General features: G+C 70.6%; 14 protein-coding genes. 9 read left to right on the top strand and 5 right to left on the bottom strand.

The genetic code is table 11. The features are described from left to right. Positions 1–110: 110 nt before the first annotated feature. From ACFWTC_RS10335 to ACFWTC_RS10320, 4 genes are all read left to right on the top strand, one after another. Positions 111–899, top strand: a complete 789-nt coding sequence (locus ACFWTC_RS10335; RefSeq protein WP_267720043.1) for an ATP-binding cassette domain-containing protein — start codon at positions 111–113, stop codon at positions 897–899. Next, positions 896–2,206 (top strand): sugar ABC transporter permease, encoded by a 1,311-nt coding sequence (locus tag ACFWTC_RS10330; RefSeq protein WP_384028905.1) that lies wholly within the window; start codon positions 896–898, stop codon positions 2,204–2,206. The genes ACFWTC_RS10335 and ACFWTC_RS10330 overlap by 4 nt, the downstream gene beginning before the upstream one ends. A 252-nt stretch (positions 2,207–2,458) precedes the next feature. Then, positions 2,459–4,375: a 1-deoxy-D-xylulose-5-phosphate synthase gene (gene dxs / locus ACFWTC_RS10325; RefSeq protein ID WP_383919660.1), complete on the top strand. Its 1,917-nt coding sequence runs from the start codon at positions 2,459–2,461 to the stop codon at positions 4,373–4,375. A 116-nt stretch (positions 4,376–4,491) separates the two neighbouring features. After that, on the top strand, positions 4,492–5,988 hold the full coding sequence (locus ACFWTC_RS10320) for an amino acid permease (RefSeq protein ID WP_383919663.1): 1,497 nt from the start codon (positions 4,492–4,494) through the stop codon (positions 5,986–5,988). A 33-nt stretch (positions 5,989–6,021) separates the two neighbouring features. Here the strand turns inward: ACFWTC_RS10320 and ACFWTC_RS10315 are convergent, their stop codons facing one another. Continuing rightward, the gene (locus ACFWTC_RS10315) at positions 6,022–7,113 is read right to left on the bottom strand and encodes an LCP family protein (RefSeq protein ID WP_383919666.1); all 1,092 of its coding nucleotides are present in this window, start codon (positions 7,111–7,113) and stop codon (positions 6,022–6,024) included. A 221-nt stretch (positions 7,114–7,334) separates the two neighbouring features. On the opposite strand from ACFWTC_RS10315, the gene ACFWTC_RS10310 reads away from it, so the two are divergent. The 5 genes from ACFWTC_RS10310 to ACFWTC_RS10290 all read left to right on the top strand — a co-directional run bounded on the left by ACFWTC_RS10310 (position 7,335) and on the right by ACFWTC_RS10290 (position 15,743). Then, the gene (locus ACFWTC_RS10310; protein WP_383919668.1) at positions 7,335–8,381 is read left to right on the top strand and encodes a hypothetical protein; all 1,047 of its coding nucleotides are present in this window, start codon (positions 7,335–7,337) and stop codon (positions 8,379–8,381) included. A gap of 329 nt (positions 8,382–8,710) precedes the next feature. Further along, positions 8,711–10,471 carry a stealth family protein gene (locus ACFWTC_RS10305; protein ID WP_383919755.1) on the top strand — a complete coding sequence of 587 codons (1,761 nt, stop codon included), beginning with the start codon at positions 8,711–8,713 and terminating at the stop codon, positions 10,469–10,471. Beyond that, on the top strand, positions 10,468–11,430 hold the full coding sequence (locus tag ACFWTC_RS10300; RefSeq protein ID WP_383919670.1) for a hypothetical protein: 963 nt from the start codon (positions 10,468–10,470) through the stop codon (positions 11,428–11,430). Before ACFWTC_RS10305 ends, ACFWTC_RS10300 begins: the two co-directional genes overlap by 4 nt. Then, positions 11,430–14,303 carry a stealth conserved region 3 domain-containing protein gene (locus ACFWTC_RS10295; protein ID WP_384028903.1) on the top strand — a complete coding sequence of 958 codons (2,874 nt, stop codon included), beginning with the start codon at positions 11,430–11,432 and terminating at the stop codon, positions 14,301–14,303. The genes ACFWTC_RS10300 and ACFWTC_RS10295 overlap by 1 nt, the downstream gene beginning before the upstream one ends. Before the next feature lie 45 nt (positions 14,304–14,348). Further along, entirely contained in the window at positions 14,349–15,743 is a 1,395-nt protein-coding gene (locus tag ACFWTC_RS10290; protein WP_383919675.1) for a GDSL-type esterase/lipase family protein, read from the top strand. 39 nt (positions 15,744–15,782) lie between these two features. Here the strand turns inward: ACFWTC_RS10290 and ACFWTC_RS10285 are convergent, their stop codons facing one another. The 4 genes from ACFWTC_RS10285 to ACFWTC_RS10270 form a co-directional block, all read right to left on the bottom strand. Then, positions 15,783–16,778 (bottom strand): endonuclease/exonuclease/phosphatase family protein, encoded by a 996-nt coding sequence (locus ACFWTC_RS10285; protein ID WP_383919678.1) that lies wholly within the window; start codon positions 16,776–16,778, stop codon positions 15,783–15,785. A 114-nt stretch (positions 16,779–16,892) separates the two neighbouring features. Next, positions 16,893–19,031 carry a 3-hydroxyacyl-CoA dehydrogenase NAD-binding domain-containing protein gene (locus tag ACFWTC_RS10280; protein ID WP_383919681.1) on the bottom strand — a complete coding sequence of 713 codons (2,139 nt, stop codon included), beginning with the start codon at positions 19,029–19,031 and terminating at the stop codon, positions 16,893–16,895. After that, positions 19,028–20,254: a thiolase family protein gene (locus ACFWTC_RS10275; RefSeq protein WP_383919684.1), complete on the bottom strand. Its 1,227-nt coding sequence runs from the start codon at positions 20,252–20,254 to the stop codon at positions 19,028–19,030. Before ACFWTC_RS10275 ends, ACFWTC_RS10280 begins: the two co-directional genes overlap by 4 nt. 227 nt (positions 20,255–20,481) lie before the next feature. Next, positions 20,482–21,804 carry a ribonuclease D gene (locus ACFWTC_RS10270; RefSeq protein ID WP_383919687.1) on the bottom strand — a complete coding sequence of 441 codons (1,323 nt, stop codon included), beginning with the start codon at positions 21,802–21,804 and terminating at the stop codon, positions 20,482–20,484. Between the last annotated feature and the right edge of the window lie 6 nt (positions 21,805–21,810).

Here is a 21,810-nt window from a genome sequence, read left to right as displayed (position 1 = left end):
CGCGGGGCGCCGGGCAGAAACGTTTCACCCGTCTTGCTCCCGCTCTACCCCCCATTCGCCCCGCTCCTGCTCTTTTGCACGACATCCCCGCCGGTCAGGCGGCGAAGGAGATGGTTCATGTGTCCGCTGCGCCCGTGCTGGCGTTGCGAGGGGTCTCGAAGCGGTTCGGCGCCGTTCAGGCCCTGACCGACGTAGAACTCGAGATCCACTCCGGTGAGGTGGTCGCCCTGGTGGGCGACAACGGCGCCGGCAAGTCCACGCTGGTCAAGACGATCGCCGGCGTGCACCCCATCGATGACGGCGTCATCGAGTGGGAGGGCCGCCCGGTCTCCATCGGCAAGCCCCACGACGCCCAGAACCTGGGCATCGCGACGGTCTACCAGGACCTCGCGCTGTGCGACAACATCGACGTCGTCGGCAACCTCTTCCTCGGCCGTGAGCTCAAGCGCCGCGGTGTCCTCGACGAGGTGGAGATGGAGCGCCGCGCCCGCGAGCTCCTCACCACCCTGTCCATCCGGATCCCCAGTGTCCGGATCCCCATCGCCTCGCTCTCCGGCGGTCAGCGCCAGACCGTGGCGATCGCCCGCTCGATGCTCGGCGAGCCCCAGCTCGTCATCCTCGACGAGCCCACCGCCGCCCTCGGCGTCGAGCAGACCGCACAGGTCCTCGACCTCGTGGAGCGGCTGCGCGAGCGCGGCCACGCCGTGATCCTCATCAGCCACAACATGGCCGATGTGAAGGCCGTCGCCGACAAGGTGGCGGTCCTGCGGCTGGGCCGCAACAACGGTGTCTTCAGCGTCGCCGACACCTCGCAGGAAGAGATCATCTCCGCCATCACGGGAGCCACGGACAACGCCGTGACCCGCCGCGCGGCCCGCACCGGGGAGGCCCGCAAGTGAGCACCGAGAACCCTGCCCCGCTGCACAAGGCGACGGACGGCGCCGGAAGCCACGCCGTGGTCAACCCGGCAGCCGCGGCGGACGCCATCCCCGCCGTGGACCCGCGCCTGCTCGTCCGCGAGCAGGGCCTCGCGGGATACCTGAGCGAGTTCGGCCGCAAGATGAAGGCCGGCGACCTGGGGTCCATCCCGGTCGTCATCGGCCTGATCATCATCTGGGGCATCTTCCAGGGGCTGAACGCGAACTTCCTCTCCCCGGAGAACCTCACCAACATCGCGATCACGATGACCGCCACCGGCATGATGGCCGTCGGCATCATCTTCGTGCTGCTGCTCGGTGAGATCGACCTCTCGGTCGGCTCGGTCAGCGGCGTCTCGGGCGCCATCGTCGCCGTCCTGTCCGTCACCCACGGCATGAACGAGTGGCTGGCGATCCTCGCGGCGGTCGCGGGCGGCGCCCTGATCGGCTCCATCCACGGCTTCTTCTTCGCCCGGATCGGCGCCCCGGCCTTCGCCGTCACCCTGTCGGGCCTGTTGTTCTGGTCCGGCGCGATGCTGCAGATCCTCGGCAGCAACGGCACCATCAACCTGGACTCCGACGGTGTGGTCGGCAAGCTGACCACGTACTTCTTCTCGGACGTGGCCGTCGGCTACGCGCTGGCCGCCCTCGCGGTGGCCGGTTACTTCCTCGGCTCCTTCTTCGACGCCCGGCGTCGCGAGGCGGCCGGGGTGCCCTCCCGGCCGCTGGGTGAGATCCTGCTGCGCACCGGCCTGCTCGCGGTGTTCACCTTCGGTCCCGCCGTCGTGTTCAACCAGTACAAGGGCCTGCCGCTCGCGGTGGTGCTCTTCATCCTGGCCCTGGTCGGCACGGACTTCCTCCTGCGCCGCACCACCTTCGGCCGCCAGGTCTTCGCGCTCGGCGGCAGCGTCGAGGCCTCCCGGCGCGCCGGCATCAACATCAACCGGGTCCGGATCACGGTCTTCGCGATCGCCGGCACCTTCGCCGCCATCGGCGGGCTCTTCTGGGCCTCCAAGATCGCGGCGGCCAACCAGAGCGCCGGCGCCGGCGACCTGCTGATGAACGTCATCGCCGCGGCCGTCATCGGCGGCACCAGCCTCTTCGGCGGCCGGGGCCGGACCTGGAACGCCCTCCTCGGCGTCATGGTCATCACCTCGATCCAGTACGGCCTGGCCCTGGAGGGCATCGCGACGCCGATCCAGTACATGATCACCGGTGCGGTGCTGCTGGCCACCGTGGTGATCGACTCGGTCACGCGCAAGACCCAGAAGACCGCCGGACGGGCCTGACCGCCCTCCCGGACGCCACGTCCGCCGGTAAGACCGGTCACAGTGCCCGGTGCCACTTCGTGTGGCACCGGGCATCGGTGCGTACAAATACCCGCACAGCTGTGCGGGTATACGCCCGTTTGGGGTGTGTGACCGCACGGCACTGTGTACATGTATGACAAAGGTGTGACTCCGCCGGGACGGCCCGATGACCGCGCCCGTGAGCGGAACATTAGACTCGTCAGACCAGCTGGCGACTGCAAGGAGGCACGGGTGCTGCTGACCCGCATCAAGGGACCGCGCGATCTGGACCGGCTCGGCAAGGAGGAGCTCGACCAGCTCGCCTCGGAGATCAGGTCCTTCCTCGTCGACGCCGTCTCCAAGACCGGCGGGCACCTCGGCCCCAACCTCGGGGTGGTCGAACTGACGATCGCCCTGCACCGGGTCTTCGACTCGCCCAAGGACAAGATCCTCTTCGACACCGGCCACCAGGCCTACGTCCACAAGCTCCTCACCGGCCGCCAGGACTTCGGCGGGCTGCGCACCAAGGGCGGCCTGTCCGGCTACCCGTCGCGCGCCGAGTCCGAGCACGACGTGATCGAGAACTCGCACGCCTCCACCGTGCTGGGCTGGGCCGACGGCTTCGCCAAGGCCAACGAGGTGCTCGGCCGCGAGGACCACCACGTCGCCGCCGTCATCGGCGACGGCGCGCTCACCGGCGGCATGGCCTGGGAGGCGCTGAACAACATCGCCGCCGCCAAGGACCGCCCGCTGGTCATCGTGGTCAACGACAACGAGCGCTCGTACGGCCCCACCATCGGCGGCCTCGCGAACCACCTGGCGACCCTGCGCACCACCGACGGCTACGAGCGCTTCCTGGCCCGCGGCAAGGACCTCCTGGAGCGCACCCCCGTCGTCGGGAAGCCCCTCTACGAGACCCTGCACGGCGCCAAGAAGGGCCTCAAGGACTTCATCGCCCCGCAGGGCATGTTCGAGGACCTCGGCCTCAAGTACGTCGGCCCCATCGACGGCCACGACATCGAGGCGCTGGAATCGGCGCTGCAGCGCGCCAAGCGCTTCGGCGGACCGGTCATCGTGCACTGCCTCACCCAGAAGGGCCGGGGCTACGAGCCGGCCGTCCAGGACGAGGCGGACCGCTTCCACGCGGTCGGAGTGATCCACCCCGACACCGGCCTGCCGGTGAAGACCGCCGCGGCCAGCTGGACCTCCGTCTTCGCCGACGAGATGGTCAAGCTCGGCAGGGAGCGCAAGGACATCGTCGCCATCACCGCGGCCATGCTCCAGCCGGTGGGCCTGAAGAAGTTCGCGGACGCCTACCCGGACCGCATCTTCGACGTCGGCATCGCCGAGCAGCACGGCGCCACCTCCGCCGCGGGCCTGGCCAGCGGCGGCGTGCACCCCGTCTTCGCGGTCTACGCGACCTTCCTCAACCGCGCCTTCGACCAGGTCCTCATGGACGTCGCCCTGCACAAGTGCGGGGTGACCTTCGTCCTGGACCGCGCGGGCGTCACCGGTGACGACGGCGCCTCCCACAACGGCATGTGGGACATGTCCATCCTCCAGGTCGTCCCCGGCCTGCGCCTCGCGGCCCCGCGCGACGCCGAGCAGCTGCGGGCCCAGCTCCGCGAGGCCGTCGCGGTCCAGGACGCCCCGACCGTCGTGCGCTACTCGAAGGGCGTCGTCGGCCCGGCCGTCCCGGCCGTCGGACGCATCGGCGGCATGGACGTGCTGCGCATCCCGGCCCCCGAGGTCACCCGACCGGACGTACTCATCGTCTCGGTCGGCGCACTCGCCCCGATGTGCCTGGAGATCGCCGCCCTGCTGGACAAGCAGGGCATCACCTCGACCGTCGTCGACCCCCGTTGGGTCAAGCCGGTCGACGAGGCCCTGGCCCCGCTCGCGGACGGCCACCGGGTGGTCGTCACCGTCGAGGACAACGGCCGCACCGGCGGCGTGGGCGCCGCCGTCTCCCAGACCCTGCGGGACGCCGGCGTCGACGTACCGCTGCGCGACTTCGGCATTCCGCAGCGCTTCCTCGACCACGCGCCGCGCAAGGAGATCCTGGCCGAGATCGGCCTGACCGCCCCGGACATCGCCCGGCAGGTCACGGGCCTGGTGGCCAAGCTCGACGGGCGCTACGACACCGAGCCGGCGGCCACCGTCGACTAGTCCGTAGATCGCCGCGCGGTTGCACGTCACGGGCCGGGAGATCACCCTTGAGGTGGGCCTCCCGGCCCGTTCGCGTGCGTCGACACCTGTTCGGAGGTGCGTTGGTGAGTAGGGATATGAACAGCCCCTTCCGCACCAAGACGGTGGAGCAGTCCATCCGCGACACGGAGGAGCCGGAACACGCGCTCCGCAAGTCGCTCTCCGCCTGGGACCTGACCGTGTTCGGTGTGGGTGTCATCATCGGCACCGGCATCTTCGTCCTCACGGGCATCGCGGCCCGGAACAACGCCGGACCCGCCACCGCCCTCGCCTTCGTGGCAGCGGGCGTCGTCTGTGCCCTCGCGGCGCTCTGCTACGCCGAGTTCGCGTCCACCGTGCCGGTGGCCGGCTCGGCCTACACCTTCTCGTACGCCTCGATCGGTGAGCTGCCCGCCTGGATCATCGGCTGGGACCTGGTCCTGGAGTTCGCGCTCGGCACCGCCGTCGTGGCGGTCGGCTGGTCCGGGTACGTGCGTCACCTCCTGGAGACCAACCTCGGCTGGGACATGCCCGTCGCGCTGGCCGGACCCGACGCGGGAGGAACCTTCGACCTGCTGGCCTTCCTGCTGATCCTGGCGCTGACCGCGATCCTGGTCGTCGGGACGAAGCTCTCGGCCCGGATCACCGCGATCGTGGTCGCCATCAAGGTCACCGTGGTGCTGCTGGTCATCGTCGCGGGCCTGTTCTTCATCAAGGCCGACAACTACTCGCCGTTCATCCCCCCGGCCCAGTCGCAGGAGGCGGGCGGCGGCCTGCACGCGCCACTGGTCCAGCTGCTCTTCGGCTACGCGCCCACCAACTTCGGCGTCATGGGCATCTTCACCGCGGCCTCCCTCATCTTCTTCGCCTTCATCGGCTTCGACGTGGTGGCCACCGCGGCCGAGGAGACCAAGAACCCCCAGCGGGACATGCCGCGCGGCATTCTCGGCTCGCTGATCATCTGCACGGTGCTCTACGTCGCCGTGACGCTGGTGGTCACCGGCATGCAGAAATACTCGGAGATGTCGCCCAGCGCCCCGCTCGCCGAGGCCTTCAAATCCGTGAACCAGCCGTTCTTCGCCGGCGCCATCAGTCTCGGGGCGTCCGTCGGTCTGATCACCGTGTGCATGATCCTGCTGCTCGGCCAGACCCGGGTGTTCTTCGCGATGAGCCGTGACGGACTGCTGCCGCGGGTCTTCTCCGTCACCCACCCCAAGTACCGCACCCCCTACCGGGCGACCATCCTGCTCGGCGGGGTCATCGCCGTCGTCGCGGGCTTCACCAGTCTGGAGAAGCTCGCGGAGCTGGTGAACATCGGCACCCTGTTCGCCTTCGTGGTGGTCGCCCTCGGCGTCATCGTCCTGCGCCGGACCCGCCCCGACCTGCACCGGGCCTTCCGCACCCCGTGGGTTCCGGTGGTCCCGATCGTGTCGATCGCGGCCTCGCTCTGGCTGATGCTCAACCTGCCGGCCGAGACCTGGATCCGCTTCGGGGTCTGGATGGCGATCGGCGTCGTCGTCTACTTCCTCTACGGCCGCAGCCACAGCAGGCTGGGCCGGGGGGAGGAAGTCCGCGTGTACCGCGCGGACCGCTGAGCCCGCGCTCCGAAGTCCCCGGCCCGGGGCGGCTCAGCCGCCGGTGGCCGGGGACTTCTTCGCGGAGGCGGGGATCTTCTGGTCGTTGCGCAGGGCCTCCCACAGCTGGGTCGCCTGCGGCTCCGCGGTGATCACGCGGTTCCGGTCCACCTTGTCGTAGGCGACCGGGAGCATGATGGTCTCCATGGTCTCCGGGTCCACGCCCTTCATGCTCTGCGCGAAGTCCGAGAGCGCGGTGAGCGAGGCGAGATCGGAGTCCGTGGTCAGCGACTTGGTGCCGGCGTCCGCGAGCTTGTAGAGCCGGGCCGGATTGCCGAGGGCGTCCTGCTTCTTGATCTCGGACAGCATCGCCATCATGAACTGCTGCTGCAGGCCTATTCGGCCGAGGTCGCTGCCGTCGCCGTAGCCGTAGCGGGTACGGACGAACTTGAGCGAGTCGGTGCCGTTCAGCCGGTGGGTGCCCGCGTCCAGCTTCAGGCCGCCCTTGGCCCCGGTCATCGGCTTGTCGAGGGTGACGGTGACCCCGCCGAGCGCGTCCACCAGGCCCTTGAAGCCGGCGAAGTCCACCTCGACGAAGTGGTCGACGCGGACGCCGGACATGGCCTCGACGGTCTTGACGACGCAGGCCGGGCCGCCGGTGCTGTAGATGCTGTTGAACATGGCGCGCTTCTGCGCCGGGGCCGTCTTGCCGCCCTCGCCCTTGCACTCGGGCCGGTTGACCAGGGTGTCGCGCGGGATGCTGACCGCGGTCGCCTTGGCCCGGCCCTCGGGTATGTGCACCAGCATGGTGGTGTCGGAACGGGCCCCGCTGACGTCGCCGTGGTCCAGGTCGGCATTGGCCCCGGCCCGGGAGTCGGAGCCGAGCACCAGGACGTTCTGCGCCCCGGCGACGACCTTCTTCGGCCGGTCGTCCCCGATGGCCCGGTCCAGGTCGACGCTGGAGAGGTTGCTGTTGAGGCTGCTGTACATCCACCACCCCGTGCCGGCCGCGGCGAGGATCAGGAGTGCCACCGACAGCAGAATGATCCGCCTGACGCGCTGACCGCGGGTCCGAACCCGCTTGCGACCACCTCGCCGGGAACGGCGGGGGGCTTCATTGTCAGGGGTCATGACGTCCTGGCTCATGCTGCTGTTCCTCAATGGTGGTAGTGCGAGCGGTTGTTGGCAGGTGACGGACGCCCGAAAGGTGTGAGACCGCCCCGCCCTCCCACGCTGATCGTGCATTGTAGGCAGCAAATGAGACAGGCGTGCGGTCCACCGACTCGAATCGCTTGTCTGTACGTCCCACTATTATTCGCCTTGACTGGGCCCCCGGGCGGCTCGGTACCACTTCTGGAAGGGTCGCGGTGAGCGATTTCGTTGTCGACGGGCGCTGGCTCTCCCTCGGTAAGGACGGCCGCCTCACGGCCTTCGTCCGTTCGGGCGGCGGGCTGCTGCGCTGGACGGAGGAGGCGCCGGGCGGGCCGAAGTGGACCGGCCCCGACCTCAAGGAGACTCCCGAGCTCTCCCACATCTGCGTGGCTCAGGGCGTCGACGGCTACCTGCACCTGCTGGGCCGCCGCACCGCGCGGGGGGCGGACGGGGTGCCGGTGGTGGACTTCGTCCAGGCGACGCAGTTCCAGACGGGCCGCCCGTCGACCGACTGGTTCGCGCTGGGGAGCCCGTCCAAGGACCGTGAGCGCGCCGCGATGGCGGGCCCGCCGGTCGGGGCGGTGGCCGGATCGGGGGCGGTGTACGTCTTCGTCCGGCATGCCGGTGGGGGCGTGTCCATGCGCCGTCAGGGCAAGCGCGGCGCGTGGGAGCCGTGGCGGAACCTGCAGGGCCAGTGTGCTCTCGACGGCCTGGCGGCGGTGACCGCCTCCACGGGGCTCGTGGAGCTGCTGGTCCCCGCCGACAACGGACGCGCCATGCACTGGGCGCAGGCCGCGGCCGACGGTGAGGTCGAACGACGGCCGAACATCCGGGTCGCGCCCACCGGGGACAGCGTCGTCGCGCTGGAGACCTCGCCGGGCCGGGTCACGTACTACTGGACCGACAGCGAATCGGGCGGGATCCTCGCCCACCGGATCGGAGAGTGGATCATCCCCCTGGGCGGAGCACCGGCCGGGGGGCGGCTGGCGGCCGTGCGCGCCGTGCTCGACGGGTACGACTGCACGGTTCTGGCGCACCGGGGGTACGACGGCCAGGTCATGCTGGCCGCCTGCGGCACGGAGAACGAGGGTGCGGGCCTGTGGTGGTCGGCTACCGGCGAGGGCACGGCATGCCCGCCCGCGCTCGCGCTCGACGGGTACGGCCGCGTGGTGATCGGCATGGTGGACGCGGGCGGCGGGCTGCGGATCGCACGTCAGAGTGACGGGCCGGGTCTGAGTATGAACCCTTCAGTCCAGGTTTAAAGCGGGACATTCACGCCGCATTCAGTGCCAAATGCTCGGCTATTCCCTCTAGAAAAGCCTGTGAGCTTCTTCACTGAGTTTTTACTCAATCCTGAACATGTCCTGCATATCGGCACGTTGAGGTGTCCCCTCGACGATCAGCAGATGGACAACTCATGGCCATTGGTGTGAAGATCCGATAAGTGTTTGGGGCGCACCAACGGGGCCATGCGCACTGCAGCTTGGCGAGTCCGGAGCGACCGGTCATGGCGGTCCCCTGGCGATGTGGACGGATGCGATCAGTGGCGAGCAACCCGGAGTCCAGTGCTCTCGTGGCGGGCTACCGCTCGATGGTCCCCGTCCGCGCCCGCAGGCGCCTCGTACGCACCGTTCCCAAGCCCATGCGCGCCGGCGTCATGAAGAGCATGACGCTCGTGGACTCGGCCCGGTCCGCCGTCGTCGTCCGCGCGATGGGCGGCAGCCCGGAGCAGGCGGGCCACAGTGACGACGCCGTCCTGAGGGTGGTCCGTCTCCAGGGCAGGCACGTCCACGCGATGGTCGTCGCCGGGGCCACGGAATGGGCCGCCCGAGCCCGCAACCTGCAGTCCCTCGTCAACGTGCTCGAGGAAGCGGGCATCGACTACTTCTGCGTCCGCGGCACCGGGACGGCAAACCCGTGCGTCGCCGTTCCCACCGCGTGGCGGGAGGAAGCCGAAGCGGCCCTGCGCGGCGCCTTCCGCTTCAACCCCGGCTACGTCGCCCCCGCGACCGGAAGCCCCCGGTACTTCCCCGGCGCCTCGGCCAAGAGCTGGCGCCGACAGCGCTCGCGCGACGTTCTGCGGCTGTTCTGGATCGTCTGCGACCCGACGGGGAACCTCGTGTTCGGGCACGAGTCCGGCGTCGATCTGGAGTTCTGGGACGAAGTGGCCGGCCGGCTCGTCGCGCCGCGGCCCAACAGCGTGGTGACCGAGGTGCCGGCCGACGGCCGCCGCACCTGGGCGCCGCAGGAGCGGTTCAGCCCGGTGCCCTCCCCGTACTGGACCGGTGAGGCGCGCACCCTCGCGGAGTTCACCGCCCCGCTGCCCTCCGACCACCTCTTCCCGATCGACGTCGTCTACACCTGGGTCGACGACTCCGATCCGGTGTGGCGCGCGGGCAAGGACTCGGCCCGCCGCGGCATCACCGCGGGCGGGGAGGACGCCGCCCCGCTGCACGCGCAGGCCGCCAACGACGCGCGCTTCACCAGCCGTGACGAGCTGCGGTACTCGCTGCGCTCCCTCCACCAGTACGCGCCGTGGATCCGTCAGATCTTCCTCGTCACCGCGGGCCAGGCACCGGGATGGCTCAACACCGAGTACCCGGGTCTCAGGGTCGTCGACCACCGGGAGATCTTCTCCGACCCGACGGCGCTTCCCACGTTCAACTCGCACGCCATCGAGAGCCAGCTGCACCACATACCCGACCTGTCGGAGCACTTCCTCTACCTCAACGACGACGTGTTCCTCGGGCGGCCGGTGCGGCCCGGGCACTTCTTCCATTCCAACGGGCTGTCGAAGTTCTTCATGTCGAAGGCCCTGATCCCGCCCGGCGGCGTCAGCCCCCAGGACCTGCCCGTGAACGCGGCCGGAAAGAACAGCCGGGGCCTGATCGCCCAGCAGTTCGGCACGTTCATCTCCCAGAAGATGAAGCACACGCCGCACGCCCTGCGGCGGAGCGTGCTCTGGGAGATCGAGCACGTCTACGCCCGCTCCCACTGGGTCACCCAGCAGTCGCGCTTCCGCTCCCCGCACGACGTACCGATCGCCTCGTCCCTCCACCACTACTACTCGTACCACTCGGCGCGAGCCACGGTGGGCGACCTGCGGTACGTGTACATCGACATCGGCGACGGCGCCGCCCAGCAGCGCCTCGACCGGCTCGTGGCCCGCCGTGACTTCGACACGTTCTGCATCAACGACACCGTCGAACCGAAGGACAAGCACGCGCAGGCGCGCATGGTCGAGCGGTTCCTCGACTCGTACTTTCCCGTACCGAGCCCCTATGAGATTCCGGACGCCGTGGGCATCCCCACCCAGCGCACCGCCGAGCTGGGAAGCACGCACTACCGATGAAGAATCTCCTCAAGAGGCTGCTCCGCTCGCGCGAGTCGATCGTGGCCGGCCTGGCCCCGCGCCTGTTCGTCCTCCGTGCCTGGCTCATGGAGCACGTGTTCCTGCCCCGGCGCGCCGGTCGCGCCGCCGTGCTGCGCTACGCCCAGATCCTCGACGGGCACACCATGAACCTCCACGCCGAGCTGCCGCACGCGGCGACGCTCGGCGAATCCGCCGAGATCGAGCTGAAACACGGCCGGACCGGTTTCCGCACGACGGTCCGCGTGTACGAGGACCGCGGTGACCGGCTCTTGATGGACGCCACAGTGCTGCTGGGCGGCGGCCTCGGCGGACTGGCCGTGACCAGCGGACGCTGGAAGGCCAGACTGCTGGTCCACGGCGGCCGCAAGACCCGCAAGTACCACCTGCTGCTGGTCGAGCCGCCCGTGGCGTACGCCGGGCCGACCAGGCCGATGGACGCCTCACCCGTCGACGGACTGCGCCACCGCCTCGGCCGTACGGTCGCGGGCAGCCTGCGCGTGGTCACCTCGAACCCCAAGCCACTGGCCGAGGTCGTGCGCGTCGACCTCTCGCATTCCGCACTCGTCGTGGACTTCCGGCTGATCGGCACGCGGATCGCCGACCCGCGGGTCGAGTTCACCGCGTCCCGCCGCCGCATCGAGCGGCCGGCCCAGCCGCTGCCCGCGGGCGCCTGGCGGGTCGTCGTCCCGCTGGAGGAGATGCCTCCGGCGCGCGCCACGGACCACTGGGACGTCGCCGTCAGCTCGAAGGCCTCACGCGCACTGCGCATCGGCCGCCGGATGCACGACGTGCGCAACCCGATGCGCGTGTTCTCCATCAACAAGGCCGTCGTCGCCCCGAGGGGGCAGGCCCCGATGATCGTCCACCCCCGTTACACCCCCGCGGGCAACCTCCGGGTGACCTGCAGCCGCATGCCCGAAGCCGGGCGGAGAGCTTGATGAAGATCACTTTTCTGCTGACCACTGCCGACGCCGTGGGAGGCACCGAACGAGCTGTCTTCAACCAGGCCGCCGAGCTCGCCGCCCGCCACGACGTGCGGGTCCTCAGCGTCTTCCGCAGCCAGGCCGAGCTGTTCTTCCCGCTCGACGAGCGGGTCCGGATCGACTACCTGATCGACCAGACCGGCCCCGTACCGCGGCCGACGCGCCATGCGGACCTGGGCGACGACGCGTACTCCGTCCTCTCCGCGCAGTCCAGCGTCCTGGTCGACCGCGCCTGGGAGGCAGCCTTCAACCAACTGTCGGACATCGAACTGGAACTCGCGCTCCAGCACACCGACACCGACATCCTCGTCACGACGACCCCGGCCCTGATGGCCCTCGCGGTCCAGCTCGCGCCCAGCCGGGTCATCACCGTGCACCAGGAGCACCGCGTCTCCGAGCTGCGGGGCACCAGCGGCGAACCGCTCCTCAAGTACTCCGCGCGCCTGGACGCCCTCGCCGTGCTCAGCGGCCGTACCGGCGACTGGTTCGCCGAGACCCTCGGGGCCAGTGCCCCGCGGATCGAGGTCATCCCCAACGCGCTGCCCCACGGGTTCCGGCCCCGCTCGACGCTGGAGACCCGTACGGTCGTCACCGCCGGGCGCCTCGTCGGCGAGAAGCAGCTCGACCACGCGATCAACGCCTGGGCCCAGATCTCCCCGCGTCACCCCGACTGGATCCTGCGCATCTTCGGCGACGGCCCGCTGTCCGGCGTGCTGCGCCGGCAGGTGAACCAGCTCGGCCTGCACGACAGCGTCCAGCTGAACGGCAACACCCCGCACCTCGCCGAGGAATGGGCCAAGGCCAGCATCGCGCTGATGACCTCCCGCAACGAGGCCTTCCCGCTCGTCCTCATGGAGGCGCAGGCCGCGGGCGTCCCCGTCCTGTCGTACGACTGCCCCAACGGCCCCAGCGAGATCATCCTGGACGGCCGCTCGGGCATCCTCGTCCCGCACGGCGACGTCGAGGCCCTCGCCCGGCAACTCGAACGGCTCATGGTGGACCAGCAACTGCGGCACCGGATGGGTGCCGAGGCCGCGCACACGATCCACCGGTTCGACCCGCCCCAGATCACCGCACAGTGGGAGAAGCTCTTCAAGGAGCTGGCGGGCCACCGCGAGAGCGGGCGCCGCGACGCCGCCAAGGCGGACCGCGTCGCCCTGCACGCGGTCTACAGCGGGATCACCGGCGCGGCCACCGCCGCGTCCCCCGCACCCGCCAGCCAGTCCCGCGCCGGCAACCAGCGCAAGCTGGAAGAGCAGGTCGCCAAACGCCGCCGCGAGCTGGTCCGCGACGGCGGCCAGCTCTGCCGGGTCACCGATTCCGAGTCCCCGTTCGACATCGTGCAGGCGAACCTGGCACTGGCCGCCGACGCCCTCGAAGCCGCCGCCATCCCCTACCTCCTCACGCGGGACACGATGGTGCGCAAGACCATCGCCGTCCACGCCTCCTACCGCGAGGCCGTGCTGAAGGCGGTGGCCGACGCCTACCGGCAGGAGGCCGTGTACGCCGTCTTCCTGAACGAGCGCCAGGACGCCATCGCCACCGTCCTCGCCGGGCTCTGCGAGGAGTACGCCCAGCTCTCCTGCACCGGGGTCCGCGTCTACCAGAGCGTCGTCACCACCTCGCGCACCCTGCGCCTGGGCGCCGTGTACGGCTGCACCATCTCCTTCTGGGACACCGACCCCGAAGAGGAGGAGTTCGTGGTCACCCCGACGCGTACCCTCATCGGCGACCGGATCTCGCAGTACTCGATGAGCCGTGTGCCCACGGTCCTGTCCGGCCGCACCTATCCGACCATCGCCCCCTTCGAACAGCCCCTGCACGGCGACGTCACCTTCCCGGTCGACGCCGTCTACACCTGGGTCGACGGCTCGGACCTCAGCTGGCTGGACCGCAAGAACCAGGTGCTGTCCGGGCTCGGCCTGGAGCCGGTGGACGCGGCCGCCAGCGCCGCGCGCTTCCGCAGCCGTGACGAGCTGCGCTACTCACTGCGCTCGATCGACATGTACGCGCCCTGGATCCGGAACATCTACATCGTCACGGACCGGCAGGTGCCGCCCTGGCTGGACACCAACCACCACCGGGTACGCGTCGTCGACCACACGGAGATCTTCGGCAACCGCGGCGCGCTCCCGACCTTCAACTCGCACGCCATCGAGAGCCAGCTCCACAACATCGAGGGCCTCGCGGAGCACTTCCTCTACTTCAACGACGACTTCTTCATGGGCCGGACCGTGCTGCCGGGGCTCTTCTTCGAGGGCAACGGCCAGGCGAAGCACTTCCTGTCGCCGACCGCCATCCCCATGCTCCCGACCCGCCACGACGACGACTTCAACATCAGCGCGGCCAAGAACAACAGGGCGCTGATCGCGGGATCCTTCGGCCAGGCGCTGACCCACGGCTTCCTGCACGCGCCCTACCCGATGCGCCGCAGCGTCATGGCCGACCTGCACCAGACCTACCCCGAGGTCGTCGCACAGACCGCCGCGAGCCGGCTGCGTGCCCACAGCGACGTGTCCATCGCCTCCTCGCTCCACCACTACTTCGCCTACCAGACGGGCCGCAGCATCCCGGGCCGGATCGCCTGCGGATTCGTCAACGTGGGCCTGAGCGAACACCGCACCCGACTGAGCCGCCTGATGACGGCCCGCCCGCACGACGTCTTCTGCCTGAACGACTACCACGACGGTGACGTCCCGGAGGAGGAGCAGGACGCGATCCTGGCCGCGTTCCTCCCGAGCTACTTCCCCGTCGCGAGCCAATTCGAGTACGGAGCGCCCCGCAACCAGCGCTACCACGCAGGCCGGATGCCCGAGTGGCCGTTGTAGCAGCACCGCAGGGCGTGGAGACACATGCGTGAAAGAGGAGAAGTCGTGACCAAGCTGTGCATTATCGGCAATTCCGTTGCCGCGCCCAGGACGCCGAAGGAAGGGCCCTTCGCGGGCTGGGGGCAGTTCCTCGGCGAGTACATGACGGCGTACGTCGAGGTCCGGAACTACGCGCGCGACGCGATGACCGCCCGTTCGTACTACACCGAGCGCTTCCTGACGCTGCTCAACCTGCTCAGCCCCGGTGACGTGGTGGCGATCGACTTCGGCGGAGTCGAACAGCGCATCGACAAGCCGGGCCTCTACCACAGCCACCGCGAGCTCCGGGAGTTCCTGCACCTCTACGTCGCCGCCATCCGCGGCGAAGGCGCGCTGCCCGTCCTGTTCACTCCCGCCGTGCGCTGTGTCTTCGAGCCGGACGGAACGGTCGCCGACACCCGCGACGGCTACCCGCAGGTGGTACGCGAGGTGGCGGCCGAGACCGGTACGCCGCTGGTCGACCTCAACCTGATGACCGCGCGGATGCTCGGGGAACTCGGCCCGCAGCGGGCCCGGCAGTACTACCGCTGGGTCGACGCCGGCGAGCACCCCCATCACCCCGACGGCCTGATCGACGCGTCGCACTTCAACGAGGCCGGCGCCAGGGAGGTCGCCCGGCTGGTGGCGATCGGCCTGCACCAGACGGCGCAGGGCCTGCCCTACGGGCTGGTCGATGCGGAGGCGATAGCCGCGGCCCCCGGCTACCCGCCGCCACTGACCGAGTTCACCGTCGCCTCGCCCGAGCGGGCGCTCCAGAGCCAGGGCGGCGTCGTCCCCGCGCCCGTCTTCGCAGGCCCCAAGCCCGGGCAGGCCGTGAGCGCGATGCAGAAGTTCTGGGGTACCGCCGCCCCCGGCACCTCGTACCTGCTCTTCTTCGAGCAGGGCGGGTACATCGGCGGTACGCGGGTCAACGCGGAAGGAAAGTGGACCTGGCGCCGGGCGGTCAAGTGGATGGGCGGCGACCGCACGATCCAGGCCGTCGGCATCACCGAGCAGGGGCTGTCCGAGATCGGCCGGCTTCCCTTCACGGTGTGGGAGAGCGTCGACCCGCCGGTCGTGACGGGTCCCCGCGAGGGGACCCTCAGCGGCCCGCGGCCACGCTTCTCGGGAACGGCCGTGCCCGGGGTCTCCCAGATCATGGTCATGGAGGGGGAACGGCTGATCGCCGCAGCGCCGGTGCAGAAGGACGGCACCTGGAAGGTGACCCACGAGCACGACTGGCAGCCCGGTACGTACTCGCTGGAGTTCGTCGCCATCTTCAGCGCCATCCACTCCAAGCCCCTGCCGTACACCCTGCGCGTGCACGGTGTACCGGAAGGCAACTGGATCCGGGAATCCACCATGTCCCGCGTCCCGTGCGGCCCCAAGTGCGAGCACATGCCCTTCGCCGGGCGCTGGTGACGGGTACGGACCCCGGAGGCCGCCGCGGGGGCGGCCTCCTCAGCGCCCGATCCTGACGGTCGCGTAGAGCGGGGCGTGGTCGGACTTGCCGTTGGGCGGCGTGTCCTCCTCGTTCGGCGTCGTGTCCATCCGCGAGCGGTCCACGCCGCACGAGGAGAACTCCGACGCGGCTCCACCGGCTTTCGGGCCCGCGAAGATGTGGTCGAGCGTCCGGTAGACGTGCCGGCGCTTCTTGGCGTCCCACGCGTGATGCGTGGTCTGCTCCGCGCGCGTCAGATGGCGGCACTCCACCATGGCGTCTGTGAGGGGGGCCAGCTCGGGCGAGTCCGACGGCCGGTTGAAGTCCCCGGTGAGGATGTACGGCCTGCCGTCCGGTGAGATCCGGTGGGCGATCCTCTCGGCTTGCCCGGCGCCCCGCTTGTCGCCGGAAGGCAGCATGTGCGTCGTGCACACGCGGTGCGACCAGCCCTCGACATCGACGCACAGCAGCGGCGACAGCCGCTCGCCCGACCGCGGGGCCTCGTCCGAGAGGGTGTTGCTCGACGTGTCCGAGACGACCTTGCCGCGAACGGCGATGGCGACGCCGAGATCTCCTGTCAGCGAGCCACGGCACTCGGCGGCCCCGTCCGGCCGGGTGCCGAGGGCCCGCACGATGCTCCAGCCTTCGCCGAGAGCGGCGTCCAGCAGCGCGAGATGGCTCCCCGGCGCGCCACCGCACACCTCCTGCAGGGTCACGGCGTCGGCATCCCGCTCGGCGACCATCTCGCCGATCTCGGCCACCGTCAGGTCGGGCCGGTTGCGGTTGGGGCAGAAGCCGCGCTGCCCGCGCTGCCCGCCCGCCTCCCCGCAGATGTTCCAGTTGACCACGCGCAGGCCGGCCGCCGTGACGGCCGGCGGTTCGGTGGCCCCATCCCCCCGGGTCATCACGTACCCGACCGCTCCCAGCAGCGCGCCGATCACCGTGCACGCCACCGCGATCGCGGCCGCCGTCGATATCCGGGGGAAGCGTGGCCGTTTGGCGGTTCTCGGGTACATCCCACGATTATCCGAGGTCGCAGGCCATGTCCGTGCACCGGGGTACGGACAACGACGGCGGCGCCCGCCCCCCTCGACGGGGGACGGACGCCGCCGGTCAGGCGCTCCGGGAAGCTACGCCGGGACGCTCGCCACGCCGGGGGCGAGGAACTTCTTGCCGTTCACGCGCTCCGAGACGCCCTCGCGGTCCAGGTACGGCGTGACGCCGCCCAGGTGGAAGGGCCAGCCGGCGCCCGTGATGAGGCAGAGGTCGATGTCCTGGGCCTCGGCCACGACACCCTCCTCCAGCATCAGGCCGATCTCCTGCGCCACCGCGTCCAGGACGCGGTCGCGGACCTGCTCCTCGGTCAGGACGCTGTCGCCCTGGACCAGGAGGGCGGCGACCTCGGGGTCGAGCTCCGGCTTGAAGCCGTTCTCGGCCGAGTAGACGTAGAAGCCGCGCTTGCCGGCCTCGACGACCCGCTTCAGGTTGGGGGAGACGGTGAAGCGCTCCGGGAAGGAGCGGTTCAGGGTCTCGGAGACGTGCAGCCCGATCGCGGGGCCGACGAGCTCCAGCAGCACCAGCGGGGACATCGGCAGACCGAGCGGCTCGATGGCCTTCTCGGCGGTGGCCACCGGGGTGCCCTCGTCGATGACGTTCTGGATCTCGCCCATGAAGCGGGTGAGGATGCGGTTCACGACGAACGCCGGGGCGTCCTTCGTGAGGACCGCGGTCTTCTTCAGCTTCCGCGCGACACCGAAGGCGGTGGCCAGCGAGGCGTCGTCCGTCTGCTCACCGCGGACGATCTCCAGCAGGGGGAGGATCGCGACCGGGTTGAAGAAGTGGAAGCCGACCACGCGCTCCGGGTGCTGGAGCTTGGAAGCCATCTCCGACACCGACAGCGAGGAGGTGTTGGTGGCGAGGACCGCGTGCGCCGGGGCGACCGCCTCGACCTCCGCGAACACCTTCTGCTTGACCGACATCTCCTCGAACACGGCCTCGATGATGAAGTCCGCGTCCGCGAAGCCCTCGGCCTTGTCCAGGACGCCCGTCACCAGGGCGGTCAGGCGGTTGGCCTTGTCCTGGTTGATGCGGCCCTTGCCGAGCAGCTTCTCGATCTCGGCGTGGACGTAGCCCACGCCCTTGTCGACGCGCTCCTGGTCGATGTCGGTGAGGACCACCGGCACCTCCAGGCGGCGCAGGAAGAGCAGCGCCAGCTGCGAGGCCATCAGACCCGCGCCCACGACGCCGACCTTGGTGACCGGGCGGGCCAGGGACTTGTCCGGGGCGCCGGCCGGGCGCTTGGCGCGCTTCTGGACCAGGTTGAACGCGTAGATGCCGGAGCGCAGCTCGCCGCCCATGATGAGGTCCGCGAGCGCGGTGTCCTCGGCGTCGAAGCCCTTCTGCAGGTCGCCGTCCTTGGCCGCCTCGATGATCTCCAGCGCGCGGTAGGCGGCCGGGGCCGCGCCGTGCACCTTGGAGTCCGCGACGGCGCGGCCGCGGGCGACCGCCGCGTCCCAGGCCTCGCCGCGGTCGATCTCGGCGCGGACGACCTCGGTGGTGCCCTTCAGCACGCCCGCGGTCCACAGGAGCGACTGCTCCAGGAAGTCCGCGCCCTCGAACAGCGCGTCCGCGATGCCCAGGTCGAGGACCTGCTTGCCGCGCAGCTGCTTGTTCTGGTTCAGCGAGTTCTCGATGATCACCGAGACCGCGCGGTCCGCGCCGATCAGGTTCGGCAGCAGCGCGCAGCCGCCCCAGCCCGGAACCAGGCCGAGGAAGACCTCGGGCAGCGAGAAGGCCGGGATGGCCTTGGAGACGGTGCGGTAGGAGCAGTGCAGGCCCACCTCGACACCGCCGCCCATCGCCGCGCCGTTGTAGTAGGCGAACGTCGGGACGGCCAGCGCGGAGAGGCGCTTGAAGACGTCGTGGCCGCCTTTGCCGATGGCGAGCGCCTCGTCGTGCTTCTTCAGCAGCTCGACGCCCTTGAGGTCGGCGCCCACCGCGAAGATGAACGGCTTCCCGGTGATGCCCGCGCCGACGATGGAGCCGGCGGCGGCCTCCTGCTCGACCTGGTCGATCGCCGCGTTCAGGTTGGCGAGGGACTGCGGGCCGAAGGTGGTCGGCTTGGTGTGGTCCAGGCCGTTGTCCAGCGTGACGAGCGCGAAGCGCCCGGCACCGAGCGGCAGGTCCAGGTGGCGTACGTGCGCCTGCGTGACGACCTCGTCCGGGAACAGCTCGGCCGCGCCCTTCAGGAGCTCAGTGGTGGTGCTCACTTGGCGTCTCCCTCGGTGGTGAAGTGCGGGTTCTCCCAGACGACGGTGGCGCCCATGCCGAAGCCGACGCACATGGTGGTCAGGCCGTAGCGGACGTGCGGCTGCTCCTCGAACTGACGGGCCAGCTGCGTCATCAGGCGCACGCCCGAGGAGGCGAGCGGGTGACCGAAGGCGATGGCGCCGCCGTACTGGTTCACGCGCGCGTCGTCGTCGGCGATGCCGTAGTGCTCCAGGAAGGCCAGGACCTGTACGGCGAAGGCCTCGTTGACCTCGAAGAGGCCGATGTCGTCGATCGTCAGACCTGCCTGCGCGAGGGCCTTCTCGGTGGCCGGGATCGGGCCGTAGCCCATGACCTCCGGCTCGACGCCCGCGAAGGAGTACGAGACGAGGCGCATCTTGACCGGGAGGTTGTTCTCCCGGGCGAAGTCCTCGGACGCGATGATCGCGGCGGTGGCGCCGTCGTTGAGACCGGCGGCGTTGCCCGCGGTGACCCGGCCGTGGGCGCGGAACGGGGTCTTCAGGCCGGCCAGGTTCTCCAGCGTGGTGCCCGGGCGCATCGGCTCGTCGGTGGTGACCAGGCCCCAGCCCGTCTCGCCCGCCGCCTCGTTGGTGTTGCGCACCGAGACCGGGACCAGGTCCTGCTGGATCTTGCCGTCGGCGTACGCCTTGGCGGCCTTCTCCTGCGAGCGCACGGCGTACTCGTCGGCGCGGAGCTTGGTGATCGTCGGGTACCGGTCGTGCAGGTTCTCGGCGGTCATGCCCATGAAGAGGGCGGACTCGTCGACCAGCTTCTCGGAAACGAAGCGCGGGTTGGGGTCCACGCCCTCGCCCATGGGGTGGCGACCCATGTGCTCGACGCCGCCGGCGAGGGCGACGTCGTACGCGCCGAAGGCCACGCCGCCCGCGACCGCGGTCACGGCGGTGAGCGCGCCGGCGCACATGCGGTCGATGGAGTAGCCCGGGACGGACTGCGGGAGGCCCGCGAGGATGCCGGCCGTACGGCCCAGCGTGAGGCCCTGGTCGCCGATCTGCGTGGTCGCGGCGATGGCGACCTCGTCGATCTTCTTGGGGTCCAGGTCCGGGTTGCGGCGCAGCAGCTCCCGGATCGCCTTCACGACGAGGTCGTCGGCGCGGGTCTCGTGGTAGATGCCCTTCGGGCCCGCCTTGCCGAACGGGGTGCGGACGCCGTCGACGAAGACGACGTCCCTGACGGTACGAGGCACGTTGGCTCTCCTCCAGGTGCGGGTGTGCACTGCTGCGCGGGTACGCGCTCGGCGGGTGCCGCTGAGCGCGCGCTCACCTCGCCCATGCTACTTGCGGGTAACCAATGTGGACAGCCCCTCCGGGAGGAGCGGCGAAGGTCACACTCGGACGGCCCCGGAACGGGCAGAGCCCCCGGCCGGTGGGCCGGGGGCTCTGCCCGTACGGATCGGTGCGGACCGGGTGCGGATCAGTCCGCGGCGCCGGGCTGGTCGGCCGGCTCGGGGACCGGCGGGGCCGTCGCGGCGAGGGCCGTGACGAGCGCCGGGGTCACCTGCTCGATCTGCCAGGGGCGGGCGCCGTGGCCCGCGAGGGCCTCCGCGACCGTGGCCGGGTCGAGCCGCACCGGCGGCTCCCAGCACAGCCGGCGGACCGTGTCCGGGGCGATCAGGTTCTCCTGGGGCAGGTTCAGCCCCTCCGCGATCGCCGAGACGGCGGTGCGGGCCGCCGACAGGCGGGCCGCGGCCTCCGGGTCCTTGTCCGCCCAGGAGCGCGGCGGCGGCGGACCGGCCGGGTTGGCACCCGGCTGCGGCAGCTCGCTCTCGGGCAGGCCCTTCGCCCGGTCCACGGCGGCCATCCACTGGTCCAGCTGGCGCCGCCCCATCCGCTGCCCGAACCCGGGGAGCGCCGACAGCGCTTGTACGTTCGCGGGGAGGCCGAGCGCGGCCTCGACGATCGCCCCGTCGCTCAGCACCTTGCCCGGGGACACGTCACGGCGCTGCGCGATCCGGTCCCGGGACTCCCACAGCTCCCGTACGACCGCCATCTGCCGGCGTCGGCGCACCTTGTGCATGCCGGACGTGCGGCGCCACGGGTCCTTGCGGGGCGGGGCGGGCGGGGCGGCGGCGATGGCGTCGAACTCCTGGCGGGCCCACTCCAGCTTGCCCTGCCGGTCGAGCTCCTCCTCCAGCGCGTCCCGCAGGTCCACCAGCAGCTCGACGTCCAGCGCGGCGTAGCGCAGCCACGGCTCCGGGAGCGGGCGGGTGGACCAGTCGACGGCGGAGTGGCCCTTCTCCAGCGCGTAGCCGAGCACGCCCTCGACCATCGCGCCGAGGCCGACCCGGGGGAAGCCCGCGAGGCGGCCGGCCAGCTCGGTGTCGAACAGGGAGGTGGGCACCATGCCTATTTCCCGCAGGCACGGCAGGTCCTGGGTGGCGGCGTGCAGGATCCACTCGGTGCCGGACAGGGCCTCGCCGAGGTCGGACAGGTCGGGGCAGCCGACCGGGTCGATCAGCGCGGAGCCGGCTCCCTCGCGGCGCAACTGCACCAGGTAGGCGCGCTGCCCGTAGCGGTAGCCGGAGGCGCGCTCGGCGTCCACGGCCACGGGGCCGGTGCCCGCGGCGAAGGCCGCGACCACACGGGCGAGGGACTCCGCGTCGGCGACGACCGGCGGGATTCCCTCGCGGGGTTCGAGCAGGGGGATCGGCGGCCCGTCGGACGGAGCTCGTTCGTCCGGGGGGCCGCCCCCGGTGGTGGTGCGCACGTCTGCTGCGGTCTCTTGGGCGTCGGTCACCGGTCA

It is taken from the genome of Streptomyces sp. NPDC058619, assembly GCF_042717785.1.
In the GTDB taxonomy this organism is placed as follows: Bacteria; Actinomycetota; Actinomycetes; order Streptomycetales; family Streptomycetaceae; genus Streptomyces.
Note: the sequence above shows the minus strand (reverse complement) of the source record. Positions and strands in the feature narration are given on the sequence as shown.